This is a genomic window from Pseudomonas spelaei, from assembly GCF_009724245.1.
GTDB lineage: Bacteria > Pseudomonadota > Gammaproteobacteria > Pseudomonadales > Pseudomonadaceae > Aquipseudomonas > Aquipseudomonas spelaei.
Window position 1 is genome coordinate 191,457 of record NZ_WNNK01000007.1, and the last position, 15,256, is coordinate 206,712.

Genomic DNA, 15,256 nt, shown 5'->3' on the forward strand with positions numbered 1-15,256 from the left:
TTCCTCGGCAGCGGCTACAACCATCGGCGGCTACTGCGCTGACACCTGCAGCGTCGGCGCCACGAACACTTTGGCATGCATCTGTTCATGCCCTCCCCCACGGCGCATCCCGCGCACCGGACACGCATCCAGGTAATCCAGCCCGACGGCCAATTTCAAATGCCGCTCGGGCCGGGCAAGCTGGTTGGTCACATCAAAGCTGTACCAGGCGTCATCCAGCCAGGCTTCGGCCCAGGCATGGCTCGCCAGGTGTTCGCTGTCTTCAGTGTACAAATACCCCGACACATACCGCGCCGGAATCCCCAGGCTGCGGGCGCAAGCCAAAAAGGCGTGGGTGTGGTCCTGGCAAACCCCGGCGCGACCGGCGAAAGCCTGGGCGGCGCAGGTGTCCACTGCGGTCGCCCCTGGTGAGTAGGTCATGTACTGATTGAGCGCGTGCATCAGGTCAATCAGCGCACTGCGGTCCCGTCGCTGGTGGCACTGCTTTTCGGCAAAGGCGCGCAGGGCGTCATCGGGCTCGGTCAGGCGCGTACAACGCAGGAACGGGAATGCCGACTGGCTTTCATGTTCAGCCTCACGCAATTCATCGATGTCCACCTGTCCACGGGCGCCGATGATGATCGCTTCATGAGGCTCGTCCAGGGTCAACACATGCAGGATATTGCCGAACGGGTCCAACTGCGCCCGCACCGGACGGGGCAAGTCCAGTTGCCAACTGAGGACATGCTGGCGCTCACTGTCGTGAGGCGTCAGGCGCAGGTACTGAATGCTCGCGCGTACCTGGTCTTCGTAGTGGTAGGTAGTTTCGTGGCTGATGGAGAGTCTCATGCCGCCTCCAGGTAGGAACTGTGAATAGCGTTACCCAACTGGCGCACCAGTGGGATGAAGTCGGTCAGCCAGGCGTGCAGGCCTTCCTCGAGGATTTCGTCAATGGCGGTAAAACGCAGGCGTGCGTCCATCTCGGCGGCCAGACGCTGGGCCGGACGACCGTTGACACCGGGCAGGCTGGCGAGAATCTGGTCGATTTCTTCGCTGCAAGCCCGCAGTGAACGCGGGACATCAACCCGCAGCAGTAACAGCTCGGCCACTTGCCGCGCGCCAGGAGCGTCGCGGTAGATCTCGGTGTAGGCCTCGAACGAAGACAAGGCCCGCAGCAGCGCGCTCCACTGGTAATAGGCGTGGGCCGTGCCATCGGTGACCGCTTCAGCCTGGTCACCGGCCATTTCGTAGCGGGCATCCAACAGGCGCAGGGTGTTATCGGCTCGCTCGATAAACGTGCCCAGGCGAATAAAACGGAAGGCGTCATTGCGCATGATGGTGCCGTAAGTCGCACCGCGAAACAGATGAGAGCGCTCCTTGACCCACTCGCAGAACCGGCTCATGCCGTAGCGGCTCAAGCCCTGCTGGGCGATGCCGCGAATTTCCAGCCATGTGGCGTTGATGTTTTCCCACATGTCGGCGGTAATTCGCCCACGCACTGCATGGGCACTGGCACGGGCGGCACCGAGGCAACTGTAGATGCTTGCCGGGTTGGCAGCGTCCAGGGCAAAAAAATGCAACAAACGTTCGGCGTGCAATTCACCGTGGCGCTCGTGGTAATCGTCCAGAGTGCCGGTGATCAGCAGCGGCATGGCCAATTCATGCAGGCCATCGCCGCGCCCGTCCTGGGGCATCAACGACAGGGAGTAACTGACATCGAGCATCCGCGCGAGGTTTTCCGCTCGCTCCAGGTAACGCGACATCCAGTACAAATCCGAGGCAGTTCTACTCAACATCGCTTCAATCCTCGACCACCCAGGTGTCTTTGGTACCGCCGCCCTGGGACGAATTGACCACCAGCGAACCCTCCCGCAGCGCCACACGAGTCAGGCCACCGGGCACTACACGGGTTTCCTTGCCAGACAGCACAAACGGCCGCAGGTCGATATGGCGCGGGGCAATGCCGTTTTCGACAAAGGTCGGACAGGTGGATAAACACAGCGTCGGTTGGGCGATATAGGCATGGGGCTTGGCCTTGATTCGCGCCCGGAACGCTTCAATTTCCGCCGCACTGGCGGCTGGGCCGACCAGCATTCCGTAACCGCCGGAACCTTGGGTTTCCTTGACCACCAATTCCGGCAGGTTGGCCAGCACGTGGGACAATTCGTCGGGCTTACGGCATTGAAAAGTCGGAACGTTCTTCAGTATTGGCTCTTCATCCAGGTAGAAACGGATCATTTCGGTGACGAAGGGATACACCGACTTGTCATCCGCCACCCCGGTGCCAATGGCATTGGCCAGCACCACATTGCCCGAGCGATAGGCCGCTAACAGGCCCGGCACACCGAGCATGGAGTCCGGATTAAAGGCCAACGGGTCGAGGAAGGCATCGTCGAGGCGGCGATAAATCACATCGACCGCTTTCGGACCGTCGGTGGTGCGCATGAAAACGCAGTCATCCCTTACAAACAGATCGGCACCTTCCACCAGCTCCACACCCATTTCCCGCGCCAGGAATGCATGCTCGAAGAACGCGCTGTTGAAGCGCCCGGGGGTTAATACCACCACGCTGGGGTTATCCAGCGGGCTGGAGCTTTTCAGGGTGTCGAGCAGCAGGTTGGGATAGTGATCAATCGGCGCAATGCGCTGGGCGGCGAACAGCTCGGGGAACAGGCGCATCATCATTTTGCGGTCTTCCAGCATGTAGCTGACGCCACTGGGAGTGCGCAGGTTGTCTTCGAGGACGTAGTAAGTGCCGTCGCCATCCCGTACGAGGTCGACCCCGGAGATGTGGGAATAGATATCGCGATGTAAATCCAGGCCTTGCATGGCCAGTTGGTACTGCTCGTTGGCCAGTACCTGTTCGGCGGGGATGATCCCGGCCTTGATGATCCGTTGTTCGTGGTACAGGTCGGCGAGGAACATGTTCAGCGCCTTGACTCGCTGAATGCAGCCGCGCTCGACAATCCGCCATTCACTGGCAGGAATGCTGCGGGGAATGGTGTCGAAGGGAATCAGGCGCTCAGTGCCTTGCTCATCCCCGTACAGCGTGAAGGTGATGCCGGCGCGGTGGAACAGCAGATCGGCTTCGCGCCGACGCTGGGCCAGCAACTCGGCAGGAGTTTCAGCCAACCAGCGGGCGAACTCGCGGTAATGGGGGCGAACCCGTCCTGCCCCATCGTACATCTCATCATAATAAGTGCGGATCATGCCGTACTCCTTGTCACCCGGACGCCAGAACCATCGCAAGGCCCGTGCCAGCGGCATAAACACTTAAGTATCAATTGGTTGGATATAGCCGAACGGCCCGCCGCACCGTCCCGGTGCAGCAAATGCCAAGCGTCTCGCCCCATGCCTCATTGCGACGCAGGCTTTGACTATCAACAGCATAGCCAGAGTTGATTTCACTGCCCGGCAATCCCTGGGGATAATCGCCTCCATCAGCTGAACAGGACACGTCCTACAGCCTCACCTATTGCACCACCGGTAATTTGGTACCTCGTGTACCGATCGGTTCCCCTTCATGTCCGGTCTTCCCTTTTGGCCACCCCGCTCGGGTGGCCTTTTTTTTGTGCCGGTTATTTGCGACAGCACAAACAAAATCGGCCGACCCAAGGGTCAGCCGATACGCTGTGGTGTTCATCACGCTACATGGGTAACCCACGCACCTCCTGCTTCACGCCCCATCCCTCGATGATCCCGCCCAGAGGCTCGACCACCGCCTCAAAGTCTTGCTCAAAGTCTCCTATGCCGTCGTAGGTGGCGAACATTACCTTGCTCAGTTCCAGGTACCAGGCGCCGTCGTCCCGCACGCTCACCTGGGCATTGAGGGATTCCCCACGAAATCGACCCGCAGCCCTGCGCGCCCGGGCTTCATCCGGGAAAATGGCGTAGAACTCGATGGGGTGGAAACGTGAGAAGTCAAAGCCGCCCTCTTTCATGCGGCGCAACACGTTGGTGCTGATGTCTTCTTGATAGGCTGTGCTCATGAAACGTCCTCCTCAAACTGATGGATAGACTTTCCGTGCTTCCCAAACCCCGTGCTCGAACGGCACAGGTAAATCGGTAATGGCATCACCGCAGGAAAACAAGCATGTAGCTGACAAGACCAGACCTTAGCGATTCATTCGCTGATCTCCCTTGCAGAGTAGCGCGAAGCTATCACCTCCACCAGAGGCGGTTGAATGGCAGTCAGGGAATGTTCAGGCGACGGGGGTAATACTGAGGATTTGGATGCTGTTCTGGTACTTCAGGCTCTTGACCGTTGGCTCATCGGTGCGGCCATCCAGGTCATTAAGGTCCAGCTCGGCGGCCACGGGCAGCAGCTTGGCGCGGATCAGGTGAGCAGCGTCTTCGAGGCTGGGTTTTTCGGTGCAGGCGAACTGCTCCACAGACTGGACGCCGTGATCGTCAACGAAGGTGATGTTCCACGTTTGCATCAGTGCCTCCTCGATAAAACCCATGGATGGGCTTACAGACATCTGGACCTTGGAGCACTGACAATCGTTCAAACTGTAGCCGCTGCCGAGGCACGAGGCTGCGACGCGGTCCGCAGGACCGCCCCCGAGGGCCGCTACGCGCCCCATCGCAGCCTCGTGCCTCGGCAGCGGCTACACGTCGTTTACTTTTCAGCGCGCTCTTTGAGCGCTTTCAAGGTATTGAACGGCGCATCCACCACGAATTTGTTGGCCAACCACGACGGCACGCTGCCGCCAGGCTCGGTGTGCACCTGATAGGTCACTTCCGTCTGGTCGGCGCCTTTAGGCACCAGTTTCCAGTAACCCTCGACCTGGGCCACACGCACATAGCCCTTCACTTCCGGCTGGTAGGTCGGCACTTCCAACAGCTTGCGGGTCACGCTGCCGTCTGCCGCCTTGGTGGTGGTAATTTCCAGGATCGAGTCACGATCCGAAACCGGGAATGGCGCATTGAACTGGGTGTAGGTCCAGCTCTTGTCACCTTCCTGCTTGAGCAGTTTTTGCGACTTGCATTCATGGATCCAGGTACAGGCGCCCACCGCATCTTCCTGCAAGGCCTGAATCTTGGCCAGCGGCGCCTTGATTACGGTCACACCGCGATACGCCTTGTATTTGGAACCGGCGATTTCACTCAAAGACACTTTGATGCCGTCTTCATCCTTGGCCGTTTGCCAGTCTTCAGCCTGCGCTGCGGCAGCAAACACAACAGTAAAACCGCACAGCACAGCCATTCGTTTCAGCGAACCCATTGTTTTATTCCTTATTGTTGAAGTTCCGACAGTAAAGCCCACTAAGCCGCCGTCATCTGCTCCCACCAGCCGATCAACCTGATCGCTTCTTCCTGGCTATTACCACACACCTCGATATCCGCCTGAAATGCACTGCAGACCGCTGGCCGTTCCGGCAACCCGAACAGTTGGCACAGCTGTTCGACCGACAGATGCAGGCAGCGTTCGCCCGCCGGTTTGCCGTGAGGCATGCCGGGTAGCGGTGAACTGATGGATGGGGCAATGCAGCATGCGCCACAGCCTTCACGGCATTTCATGACGAGCAGATCCTCGACGACTAAGTATTGATGGCCAGGCTAGAGTACGCCCTTAAACATCTGTTTTAAATTGGCCTAACAGGGGTTTTTCGCGCAAAACCAATGTGACTGACCAGTCTGCGACAGAAGGTCAGCTGTTCGCGTCACGTTTACAGGCGGGAGTTTATTGCTTGAACTCGAAATCCAGCGCCGCCCCTTCCACTTCGCGCCGTTCTTCGTTGCGCAGTTGCAGCTTCATCTCATTGCTGAGCAAGCGTCCATTGATCTGGAAGGCGCTATTGTCAGTGGGCTTTTCCTCGAACATCGGTGGCAACAAAGGCACACTCTTCGGCTTCGGTACGGTGCCTAGGGGCTGCAAGTGCCTGACCATGTCAGACGGCAGGCTCAAGTCCAGCCGCGCAGGCGGCAGTTTGGTCTGGGCCACTTCATGGGCCGATTTGGACTTGCTGGCGACAGGTGCACGTTTTTTCGCGGGGGCGGCTTTCTTGGCAACCGGCTTTTTTTTGGGGGGGGTGGTTTTCTTCGCCACCGGCGCCTTGTGTTCAGTGCTGACGGCAGCGGCTCGCTCGCTCACCGGAGCCGCCAACACCACACCGGCGTTGCACAGGCTTAACAGGCAAATCAACAACGCGGCAGGAAAAGTAGATGTCATATCGCCAACAGCATTAACGGCAGAGGGCCATATGCTCGCTTGTTGAGCGCGGCATGACAAGCGTACTGATCAATCCACGACTGTTTGAGTCCCCTTTACACCGTTCAAAAACCTGCCGCCGTTTCCTGGCACAACTGGCTTGCCAGCATGCCCAGAGTCATCAACGCCCGCTCGGCCTCGCGGTTCCATGGGGTCCCGCAGTTAAGCCGAATACAGTGGTTGAACTGTTCCGTGTTACTGAAGATCAGCCCTGGCGCGATACTGATGCCCTGCTGCAATGCACGTACATGCAGTTCCTGGGTATTGACCCGTCCCGGCAAACTGACCCACAAGATGAAGCCACCGGTCGGGCGGGTCATCTGCGTGCCTTCGGGAAAATACTGTTGCACCGCCAACTGGAAGGCACTGAGGTTCTTGCGGTATTCCTGACGGATATAGCGCAAATGCCGGTCGTAACCGCCGTTTTCCAGGTACGCCGCCGTACCCATCTGGGTCACGCTGCAGGCCGAATGGGTGCTGAACATTTGCAGGCGCTGGATTTCCTGCTGGTACTTGCCGGCAATCATCCAGCCAATGCGGATGCCCGGTGAAAGTGTCTTGGAGAAGCTGGAGCAATAGATGACACGGTCCAGGCGGTCGTAGGCTTTGAGGGCCTTGGTGCGGCCCAACTCGAACATCAGTTCGCCGTAGATGTCGTCTTCGACAATCTGGATATCGAAATCCGAGGCCAGGCGCAGCAACTGTTTCTGCCGTTCCTCGGGCATGGTGCCGCCCAGGGGATTGCTCAAGCGCGTTGTCAGCACCAGCGCCTTGATCGACCATTGGTTGGCCGCCAGTTGCAACGCTTCCAGGCTCATGCCAGTGGCCGGGTCGCTGGGAATCTCGATGACCTTGAGGCCCAGCAGGTCGGCCAGTTGCAGCAAACCGTAATAGGTAGGCGACTCGGCCGCGATCAGGTCTCCGGGCCGCGTCAGCACCCGCAAGGACATCTGCAAGGCGTCGACGCAGCCGTGGGTGATCACCACTTCGCTGGGGTCAACCACTACGCCGGCGTCTCGCATGCGGATCGCTACCTGGCGGCGCAACGGTTCGAAACCGGGGCTGAACATGTAGCTGAAGGCCCGCGGGCTTTGAAAACGTGTGACCTTGGCCAATTGCTGGTGCAGCGCCCTGACCGGAAGGTAGTCGACACTGGGCACCGCAGCGCCCAACGGGAACACACCTTCACGACGGGACTCGACCAGCACTTGTTGAATGATACTGCTACGGGTGACCAACCCAGGGCGCTCCACCCGGGCGATGTCTGGCGTAGGCGCGGTCAGGGCCGGGGTCTGGTGCACGTAGTACCCGGACTGCGGCCGTGCGCGAATCAAGCCCTGGTCTTCCAGGTTCGCGTAGGCCTGCAACACCGTGGCGTGGCTGACGTTGAGTTGGGAGCTCATCTTGCGCACTGATGGCACGCGCTCGCCCGGTTGATAAACACCGCGTCGGATATCCTCAGCCAATTGCTGAGCGATACGTTGATAGAGCAAAAGGTTGGTCATGACGCAGCACTCGATTTCACGGGTATTTTATTTTTGTGTGAAACATACCGGCACAGTTTAGAAGTGTACGGGGACAGTTGCCACAATAGTCGAGCACGGGCGGCAGTGATAGAAAAAACTGTAAGGGTCGAGCACTGAATGGCGGGCATGAAAAACCCGGGCTATACCCGGGTTGTTTCAGCGAGCGTATTTTATCGGGCAGCGCCCAACTGGCCCTTCTCATCGGAGAACACAATCTCGACCCGGCGATTTTGCGCACGCCCCCGCTCGGAAGCATTCACTTCCACCGGGTATTGGTCGCCATAACCTTCCACCTGGATGCGCTTATCATCGATGCCCAGGTCCACCAATACATCCGCCACCGCTTGGGCACGGTCCACGGACAGCTTGAGGTTTTCCTGCTCGCCACCGGTATTGTCGGTGTAACCCTCGATGCGCACCACGCGCTTGGGGTTCAGTTGCAGGAACTGGACGATTTTCAGCACCGTGCGGTTGGCCGAGCTTTTCAGCTCCGCATCACCGGTATCGAACAGCATGTCCCCCAGCGTCATCACCAGGCCACGATCCGTCTTGGTCGTCAGGTTGATGATCTGTTCCTCAAGCCACTTGCCCTGTTGCTGCACGCTCAGCAGCTTGGCCTCACGCAGGGCCAATTGCAGGCGCTGGCGTTCCAGTTCGAGCTTGGCGCCACGCTCTTCGTTAAGTGCCTGTTCGGTATGTTCACGGGCAATCGCACTGTAACGCTGGCTGAGGTAGGCGTAATGCTCTACGTCAGCACCGCTGCCCCAATAGCTGGAAAACCGGTCGGCACGGGCCAGGGATTCTCCGGCACGAATCACATCCTTGGGCGCGATGCGCAGCACGTTGGAGTCTTCCTTGACCTTCTGGAAGTCAAGGCTGGCCTGTTGCAAGGCAGCATCGCTGTCGGGATGACTGGCACAACCGCCCATCGCCATGCTGCCCAGCAGCAATACACAGCTCACACCGCGAATCATCGGGCTCATTGGGCGTCTCCCAGTTGCAGCTGCTTGCGCAGGCGCGTGATGCGGGTGTTAAGCACATTCAATTTTTCCTGACTCTTCTGGGTCAGGACCCGCGCCTCCGCCAGTCGGGCGTCGAGTTCGGCCTGCTCGGCCCGCATACGGGCACGCCTGTAAGACTCATCAGCCATGTTGGACTTGGCCCGGGCGAATTTGCCCTCGGCCAATTTCAACTCAGGCGAGTCGTCGGCACTGGCGCCCACGGCAGTGGCTTGCTCCAAGGCTTGCTGGGTCAGGCGCATTTGTTCATTCGGCGCAGGATCGGCTGCACATCCCGCCAGAGCGACAACGGCGAGGGCCGCGAAAAGAGGTCGAATAGTCACTGAAAATCCCTACTTTGTTGGGGTACCGACGGCTTGCTGCAATTGCGCCTTCCAACGTTGCAGATTGCTCTGCAGCGCGGTCTCCGCCAGACCGGACGCGGGCAATTCTGTCATCTTTTTGGCGAGCTGTCCGCGCAACCACGGATCGTTGCAGGCCGAGTTGTGGGAAATGGCCAGGAACAGGCCCGGCTGATCGACGGGCAGTTCCCGAGCCATCAAGTCCTTGTCCATACCCAGGCTTTGGGCCATGGCCATGCCGGAGTAACGCCCTGCCAGTACGTAGTCCACTTCTCCGAGCAGCAGCTTCTGGAAAGCCGGGGTCACGGTTGGCGTGCGTTGCAAGGTCAGTTGCTCAGTGGCGAAGGCTTCAAAGTCACGGCTCAAACGTGCCCTCTCAGCAACCGCGCCTTTGTGCCCGTGCAGGTCGGCAGCTTGGTTGTAGACCAGCGCTGAATCCTTGCGGGTCCACACCAGATAGTCAGTCTGCACCAGCGCCGGGTGAATGTAGTCCAGGGTTTCCAGCTCGCGGGTGGTCAGTGGTGCATCGGCCAGCATGTCCATGCGCCCGCTGCTCACTTCGTTCAGCGCCAGGGAACGCTTGCCGCCATACAACAGGTCGATTTTCAAACCCAGGTCCTTGCCGACCTGTTGCAACAGGTCGGCACTGGCGCCGATCAGGTGCGTAGGGTCTTGGGGGTCACGCCACAGGTAGGGCGGTGCGTCCGGGCTGCCGGTGATCACCAGGCGCTCGCACTTGCCGGCGGCAAAGGACAAGGAGGGCAAAAGCAACAGGCCCAGCAGTACAGTCCAGGGACGCAATTCCATGGCGTGATTCTCCACTCTAAAATTGACGCGCAAAAAAAAGCCCGGTCAACAGACCGGGCTCTTTATAAGTGAAGAGACTGGATTAGACCAGCTTCTCAAACTCAGGTACGGCTTCGAACAAGTCCGCTACCAGGCCGTAATCAGCCACCTGGAAGATCGGGGCTTCTTCGTCCTTGTTGATCGCAACGATCACTTTGGAGTCTTTCATACCGGCCAAGTGCTGGATCGCGCCGGAGATACCGACGGCGATGTACAGCTGTGGCGCAACGATCTTGCCGGTCTGGCCGACCTGCATGTCGTTGGGTACGAAACCTGCGTCGACGGCCGCGCGGGAAGCGCCGACGGCAGCGCCCAGCTTGTCGGCCAAAGCGTACAGGTGCTTGAAGTTGTCGCCATTCTGCATGCCACGGCCGCCGGAAACGACGATCTTGGCAGCGGTCAGTTCCGGACGATCGGACTTGGCCAGTTCCTCACCGACGAAGCTGGAAGTACCCGCGTCATGCACAGCCGCGACAGCTTCAACGGCCGCCGAACCACCTTCAGCTGCAACCGGGTCGAAACCGGTGGCACGCACGGTGATGACTTTTACCGAAGCGTTGGACTGTACGGTAGCAATGGCGTTACCGGCATAGATTGGGCGCTTGAAGGTGTCAGCGCTTTCTACCGAGATGATCTCGGAGATCTGGTCAACGTCCAGCTGCGCAGCAACGCGCGGCAGGATGTTTTTGCCGTTGGAGGTGGCGGCAGCCAGGATGTGGCTGTAGCCAGCACCCAGCTCTGCTACCAGAGGGGCAACGTTTTCCGGCAGCTGGTGAGCGTAGGCAGCGTTGTCAGCTACCAGTACTTTGCTCACACCAGCGATTTTTGCAGCGGCTTCAGCCACCGCGCCAACGTTCTGGCCAGCGACCAGCACGTGGATGTCGCCACCGATTTTCGCAGCGGCAGCTACGGTGTTCAGGGTGGCCGGAGCCACAACCTTGTTGTCGTGTTCAGCGATTACCAAGATAGTCATGATCAGATTACCTTCGCTTCGTTCTTCAGTTTCTCGACCAGTTCAGCCACCGACTTGACCTTGATACCCGCGCTGCGTGCTGCTGGCGCTTCGACTTTCAGGGTTTTGTTGGTGGAGGCGGTGGAAACGCCCAAAGCATCCGGAGTCAGCACTTCGAGAGGCTTCTTCTTGGCTTTCATGATGTTTGGCAGGGACGCGTAGCGCGGCTCGTTCAAACGCAGGTCGGTGGTAACGATGGCCGGCAGTTTCAGGGAAACCGTCTGTGCGCCGCCGTCGATTTCGCGGGTCACGGCAACCTTGTCGCCGCTCACTTCGACTTTCGAGGCGAAGGTGCCCTGGCCGTAACCGGTCAGTGCAGCCAGCATCTGGCCAGTCTGGTTGTTGTCGCTGTCGATGGCCTGTTTGCCAAGGATCACCAGCGTAGGCTGTTCCTTGTCGACAACGGCTTTCAACAGTTTGGCAACGGCCAGAGACGTCAGCTCTTCAGCGGACTCGACGAGGATGGCACGATCGGCACCCAGTGCCAGGGCCGTACGCAGCTGCTCTTGAGCAGTGGTCGGACCGATGGAGACGACGACGATTTCAGTCGCTACGCCTTTCTCTTTCAGACGTACCGCTTCTTCCACGGCGATTTCGCAGAAAGGGTTCATCGACATCTTGACGTTAGCGAGGTCGACGCCGGAATTGTCCGCCTTGACGCGAACTTTCACGTTGTAATCGACAACGCGTTTGACAGCTACAAGAACCTTCATGGATTCCTCGTTACTCTCCGGTGAAAAGAAAGTCGCCTAGGCGAACCTGGCGGTTGATGCTCATCGGCACACAAGGGCACCTCCAAAAACGCCGGCAATCGTCGACGGGTGACCCTGCTCACGGAAGTGATGACCGTTCGTCAGTGGTGACTGAGAGGTCATTCATTATCGCGGCGTGTAAACTGCGCGCCATCGTCTGATTGCGCGTCACCTTTTTGCCTTCGCCCTGTCTTTAGAGGTGGCCTTGAAACCTACAGTCTGCCTACGGGATGCGCAAAACCGACCGTATCTTGACCGGAACGCCTATTCTGGTCAATACGCCAAAATGGTCAGTTATAAGCCGCGCTGCTTTGATTTACCTAGCTTGCGGGCAATTCAAACAAACGTTTGTATTGGACGCTGAGAGTGGTGTAGATATAATGCGCCACCTAGAGAGAAAGGTGGGTCATCCCTGCACTATTGCATGCGATTCATGCAGGCCATAGTGGATGAAACACCGAACCTCCACCCATTAGAAAAAAAACTGTAGAGCCTTGAGTAGGAGATAGCCTGTGGAACGCGAATACATGGAATTCGACGTGGTCATCGTCGGCGCTGGCCCGGCGGGCCTGTCTGCCGCCTGCCGACTGAAGCAGAAGGCCGCCGAAGCCGGTAAGGAAATCAGCGTCTGCGTCGTCGAAAAAGGCTCCGAAGTCGGCGCTCACATCCTTTCCGGTGCCGTGTTTGAACCACGCGCCCTGAACGAATTGTTCCCGGACTGGAAAGAACTGGGCGCCCCGCTCAATACGCCAGTGGTACGCGATGACATCTATGTCCTGCGCAGCCCCGAGGCTTCCACCAAGGTTCCTGACTTCTTTGTGCCCAAGACCATGCACAACGAAGGCAACTACATCATTTCCCTGGGCAACCTGTGCCGCTGGCTCGCCCAGCAGGCCGAGAACCTGGGCGTGGAAATCTACCCGGGCTTCGCCGCCCAGGAAGCGCTGTTCGACGAGAACGGCGTGGTACGCGGGATCATCACCGGTGACCTGGGTGTCGACCGCGAAGGTCATCCGAAAGAAGGCCTCTACACCCCTGGCATGGAGCTGCGTGGCAAGTACACGCTGTTCGCCGAAGGCTGCCGTGGGCATATTGGCAAGCAACTGATCCAGCGCTTCAACCTGGACAGCGACGCCGACGCCCAGCACTACGGCATCGGCCTGAAAGAAATCTGGGAAATCGACCCGGCCAAGCATCAGCCAGGCCTGGTGGTGCACACCGCCGGTTGGCCGCTGGACATCATGAGCGCCGAGAACACCGGTGGCTCGTTCCTCTATCACCTGGAAAACAACCAGGTGGTCGTAGGCCTCATCGTCGACCTGTCCTACAGCAACACCTTCCTGTCGCCCTTCGACGAGTTCCAGCGCCTCAAGCATCACCCGGTGCTCAAACAGTATCTGGAAGGCGGCAAGCGCATCAGCTACGGCGCTCGTGCCATCTGCAAAGGCGGCCTGAACTCGCTGCCGAAAATGGTCTTCAAGGGCGGCGCCCTGATCGGTTGCGACCTGGGCACCCTGAACTTCGCCAAGATCAAGGGCAGCCACACGGCCATGAAATCCGGCATGCTCGCGGCCGAGGCTGTGGCTGATCGACTGTTCGCCGAGTCCGAAGGCGGCGACGAACTGACCGCTTACGTCGACAGCTTCAAGAAGAGCTGGCTCTACGACGAACTGTTCGCCAGCCGTAACTTCGGCCCGGCGATGCACAAGTTCGGCCCGATCATCGGTGCCGGCTTCAACTGGTTCGACCAGAACATCCTCGGCGGCAAAATGCCGTTCACTCTGCACGACACCAAGCCGGACTACGCCTGCCTCAAGTTGGCCAAGGACAGCCAGAAGATCGACTACCCGAAACCCGACGGCAAGCTGAGTTTCGACAAACTCAGTTCGGTATTCATCTCCGGCACCAACCACGAAGAAGAACAGCCTTGCCACTTGAAGTTGAAAGACCCGAGCATCCCGATCGGCACCAACCTGCCACTTTATGATGAACCGGCGCAGCGCTACTGCCCGGCTGGCGTATATGAAGTGATCACCAAAGAAGATGGCGAGAAGCGCTTCCAGATCAACGCCCAGAACTGCGTGCACTGCAAGACCTGTGACATCAAGGACCCTTCGCAGAACATCACCTGGGTCACACCGGAAGGTGCGGGCGGGCCGACTTACCCGAATATGTAAGGTATTGGCTTGAAAAACGAGGCCCCCAAATGGGTAATGCCAGTCAGTTAAGCGAACGCGGTGCTCAAGGCAGAGAAGAACGAATGTGGGAGCTGGCTTGCCTGCGATTGGATCAACTCGATATACCTGAAGTATCGAGGTGTCTGCATCGCAGGCAAGCCAGCTCCCACACTGAATCTGCTTCGGTTGCTGGATCCCCACTCCTTAACTGATCGGCATTACCCCAAATGGGGGTCTTTTTTGTAGCCAGAGAAACACCAATCAACTCGGTCAAATGTGGGAGCTGGCTTGCCTGCGATAGCGGTGGATCAGCAATATATCTGTGGCTGAGACACCGCTATCGCAGGCAAGCCAGCTCCCACATTTTTAACCGAGTTGTACCTGAAGGAGTTACGCCGCCCGTTCATCTCCCGGGCTACGCTCGAAGTAGCGCTTATATTCCCGGCTGAACTGCGACGTACTCTGATACCCCACACGGTGCGCCGCCTGCGCCACGCCCATGCCTTCGACCAGCAACAACTGCTGGGCCTTGAGCAAGCGCAAACGCTTGAGGTACTGCACCGGCGACAGCAGCGTGCAGCGCTTGAAATGCTCATGGAAGGTGGACGCGCTCATATTGGCGTATCCCGCCAGGGTCTCGATGTTGAGAGGTTCGGCGTAATGGGCATGCAGATGATTCAACGAGGTGGCGATCCGGGAAAACTGTCCCTGCTGCTCCACCAAGGCCCGCAATACATCTGCCTGAGGTCCGCGCAAGGCAGTGAACAGCAATTCCCTCACCCGCGCCGGGCCCATGATCCGGCTCTCCAGTGGATCGTGCAGGCACTGCAACAACCGTTCGACACAACCGCGCATGGCGTCATCCAGCACGACCGAACTCATGGACTCCAGGGTTTGCGCCGCCGGCGGCGGCCCAGGCCGGATGCCCATGGCCATGACCAACTCCCCCAACACCACCCGATCAATCCCCACGGTGACGCCCAACAGCGGCGCATTGGGCATGGCAAAGGTCTCGCACTCGAAGGGCACCGGCATCGCCTGAATCAGGTAGTGCCCGGCACCATACTCCAGGGTGCGCGGCCCGAGGTACGCGACCTTGCTGCCCTGGGCGACGATCATCAGGCTCGGCTCGTAGATCTGCGGCCCCCGTGCCACGTCACAACTGGCGCGCAATACCTGCACGCCGGGCAGGTTCGTGGGTGAGAAACCGTCGCAGGGTGTCAGCGGTTCGATCAAGGTGACCAACGCCGCATTGGCGTCGAGATGACGGGTCAACAACATGACAAAAATTTCGCAGAAAGGGGATGACAGCATCATCGCAGGTTCGGCGCCAGATGCAGCCAATCAAGGGGCATTCCCGGACGAATAGGCATAAGACTCGGAGCAATCG

General features: G+C 58.9%; 16 protein-coding genes. 1 reads left to right on the top strand and 15 read right to left on the bottom strand.

Annotated elements, in window-relative coordinates; translation table 11 throughout:
- Window positions 1-30 precede the first annotated feature (30 nt).
- From GNF76_RS10675 to GNF76_RS10740, 14 genes are all read right to left on the bottom strand, one after another.
- Entirely contained in the window at window positions 31-828 is a 798-nt protein-coding gene (locus tag GNF76_RS10675) for a transglutaminase family protein (RefSeq protein ID WP_155583125.1), read from the bottom strand.
- Entirely contained in the window at window positions 825-1,775 is a 951-nt protein-coding gene (locus GNF76_RS10680; protein ID WP_155583126.1) for an alpha-E domain-containing protein, read from the bottom strand. The genes GNF76_RS10675 and GNF76_RS10680 overlap by 4 nt, the downstream gene beginning before the upstream one ends.
- 4 nt (window positions 1,776-1,779) lie before the next feature.
- A complete protein-coding gene (locus tag GNF76_RS10685) occupies window positions 1,780-3,189 on the bottom strand; it encodes a circularly permuted type 2 ATP-grasp protein (RefSeq protein WP_155583127.1) in 1,410 nt (469 codons plus the stop codon).
- 437 nt (window positions 3,190-3,626) lie between these two features.
- Complete coding sequence (locus GNF76_RS10690) at window positions 3,627-3,968, bottom strand: ribonuclease E inhibitor RraB (protein WP_155583128.1); 342 nt, start codon at window positions 3,966-3,968, stop codon at window positions 3,627-3,629.
- 213 nt (window positions 3,969-4,181) lie between these two features.
- Window positions 4,182-4,418, bottom strand: a complete 237-nt coding sequence (locus GNF76_RS10695) for a hypothetical protein (protein ID WP_246211892.1) — start codon at window positions 4,416-4,418, stop codon at window positions 4,182-4,184.
- A gap of 182 nt (window positions 4,419-4,600) precedes the next feature.
- Entirely contained in the window at window positions 4,601-5,206 is a 606-nt protein-coding gene (locus tag GNF76_RS10700; RefSeq protein WP_155583129.1) for an START domain-containing protein, read from the bottom strand.
- Between the two features lie 41 nt (window positions 5,207-5,247).
- Window positions 5,248-5,502: a YkgJ family cysteine cluster protein gene (locus GNF76_RS10705; protein ID WP_155583130.1), complete on the bottom strand. Its 255-nt coding sequence runs from the start codon at window positions 5,500-5,502 to the stop codon at window positions 5,248-5,250.
- A 163-nt stretch (window positions 5,503-5,665) separates the two neighbouring features.
- Entirely contained in the window at window positions 5,666-6,154 is a 489-nt protein-coding gene (locus GNF76_RS10710) for a translation initiation factor 2 (protein WP_155583131.1), read from the bottom strand.
- 104 nt (window positions 6,155-6,258) lie between these two features.
- Window positions 6,259-7,698: an aminotransferase-like domain-containing protein gene (locus GNF76_RS10715; RefSeq protein WP_155583132.1), complete on the bottom strand. Its 1,440-nt coding sequence runs from the start codon at window positions 7,696-7,698 to the stop codon at window positions 6,259-6,261.
- A gap of 191 nt (window positions 7,699-7,889) precedes the next feature.
- On the bottom strand, window positions 7,890-8,702 hold the full coding sequence (locus GNF76_RS10720) for an OmpA family protein (protein WP_155583133.1): 813 nt from the start codon (window positions 8,700-8,702) through the stop codon (window positions 7,890-7,892).
- Entirely contained in the window at window positions 8,699-9,061 is a 363-nt protein-coding gene (locus GNF76_RS10725) for a DUF4398 domain-containing protein (protein WP_178123267.1), read from the bottom strand. The genes GNF76_RS10720 and GNF76_RS10725 overlap by 4 nt, the downstream gene beginning before the upstream one ends.
- Window positions 9,062-9,070: 9 nt before the next feature.
- The gene (locus tag GNF76_RS10730) at window positions 9,071-9,886 is read right to left on the bottom strand and encodes a substrate-binding periplasmic protein (RefSeq protein ID WP_155583134.1); all 816 of its coding nucleotides are present in this window, start codon (window positions 9,884-9,886) and stop codon (window positions 9,071-9,073) included.
- Between the two features lie 82 nt (window positions 9,887-9,968).
- Complete coding sequence (locus GNF76_RS10735; RefSeq protein ID WP_155583135.1) at window positions 9,969-10,898, bottom strand: electron transfer flavoprotein subunit alpha/FixB family protein; 930 nt, start codon at window positions 10,896-10,898, stop codon at window positions 9,969-9,971.
- 2 nt (window positions 10,899-10,900) lie between these two features.
- Window positions 10,901-11,650: an electron transfer flavoprotein subunit beta/FixA family protein gene (locus GNF76_RS10740; RefSeq protein ID WP_155583136.1), complete on the bottom strand. Its 750-nt coding sequence runs from the start codon at window positions 11,648-11,650 to the stop codon at window positions 10,901-10,903.
- A gap of 551 nt (window positions 11,651-12,201) precedes the next feature.
- Here GNF76_RS10740 and GNF76_RS10745 point away from each other — a divergent pair.
- A complete protein-coding gene (locus tag GNF76_RS10745) occupies window positions 12,202-13,866 on the top strand; it encodes a 4Fe-4S dicluster domain-containing protein (RefSeq protein ID WP_178123268.1) in 1,665 nt (554 codons plus the stop codon).
- A gap of 390 nt (window positions 13,867-14,256) precedes the next feature.
- Here GNF76_RS10745 and GNF76_RS10750 read toward each other — a convergent pair whose 3' ends face one another.
- Window positions 14,257-15,147, bottom strand: coding sequence for an AraC family transcriptional regulator (locus GNF76_RS10750; protein WP_155583137.1), 891 nt, complete (start codon window positions 15,145-15,147; stop codon window positions 14,257-14,259).
- Window positions 15,148-15,256: the final 109 nt, after the last annotated feature.

Excerpts from the sequence above, each read along its gene's own strand:
- GNF76_RS10675 (WP_155583125.1), bottom strand. The coding sequence starts at position 828 with ATGAGACTCTCCATCAGCCACGAAACTACCTACCACTACGAAGACCAG.
- GNF76_RS10680 (WP_155583126.1), bottom strand. The coding sequence starts at position 1,775 with ATGTTGAGTAGAACTGCCTCGGATTTGTACTGGATGTCGCGTTACCTG.
- GNF76_RS10685 (WP_155583127.1), bottom strand. The coding sequence starts at position 3,189 with ATGATCCGCACTTATTATGATGAGATGTACGATGGGGCAGGACGGGTT.
- GNF76_RS10690 (WP_155583128.1), bottom strand. The coding sequence starts at position 3,968 with ATGAGCACAGCCTATCAAGAAGACATCAGCACCAACGTGTTGCGCCGC.
- GNF76_RS10695 (WP_246211892.1), bottom strand. The coding sequence starts at position 4,418 with ATGCAAACGTGGAACATCACCTTCGTTGACGATCACGGCGTCCAGTCT.
- GNF76_RS10700 (WP_155583129.1), bottom strand. The coding sequence starts at position 5,206 with ATGGGTTCGCTGAAACGAATGGCTGTGCTGTGCGGTTTTACTGTTGTG.
- GNF76_RS10705 (WP_155583130.1), bottom strand. The coding sequence starts at position 5,502 with ATGAAATGCCGTGAAGGCTGTGGCGCATGCTGCATTGCCCCATCCATC.
- GNF76_RS10710 (WP_155583131.1), bottom strand. The coding sequence starts at position 6,154 with ATGACATCTACTTTTCCTGCCGCGTTGTTGATTTGCCTGTTAAGCCTG.
- GNF76_RS10715 (WP_155583132.1), bottom strand. The coding sequence starts at position 7,698 with ATGACCAACCTTTTGCTCTATCAACGTATCGCTCAGCAATTGGCTGAG.
- GNF76_RS10720 (WP_155583133.1), bottom strand. The coding sequence starts at position 8,702 with ATGAGCCCGATGATTCGCGGTGTGAGCTGTGTATTGCTGCTGGGCAGC.
- GNF76_RS10730 (WP_155583134.1), bottom strand. The coding sequence starts at position 9,886 with ATGGAATTGCGTCCCTGGACTGTACTGCTGGGCCTGTTGCTTTTGCCC.
- GNF76_RS10735 (WP_155583135.1), bottom strand. The coding sequence starts at position 10,898 with ATGACTATCTTGGTAATCGCTGAACACGACAACAAGGTTGTGGCTCCG.
- GNF76_RS10740 (WP_155583136.1), bottom strand. The coding sequence starts at position 11,650 with ATGAAGGTTCTTGTAGCTGTCAAACGCGTTGTCGATTACAACGTGAAA.
- GNF76_RS10750 (WP_155583137.1), bottom strand. The coding sequence starts at position 15,147 with ATGTTGTTGACCCGTCATCTCGACGCCAATGCGGCGTTGGTCACCTTG.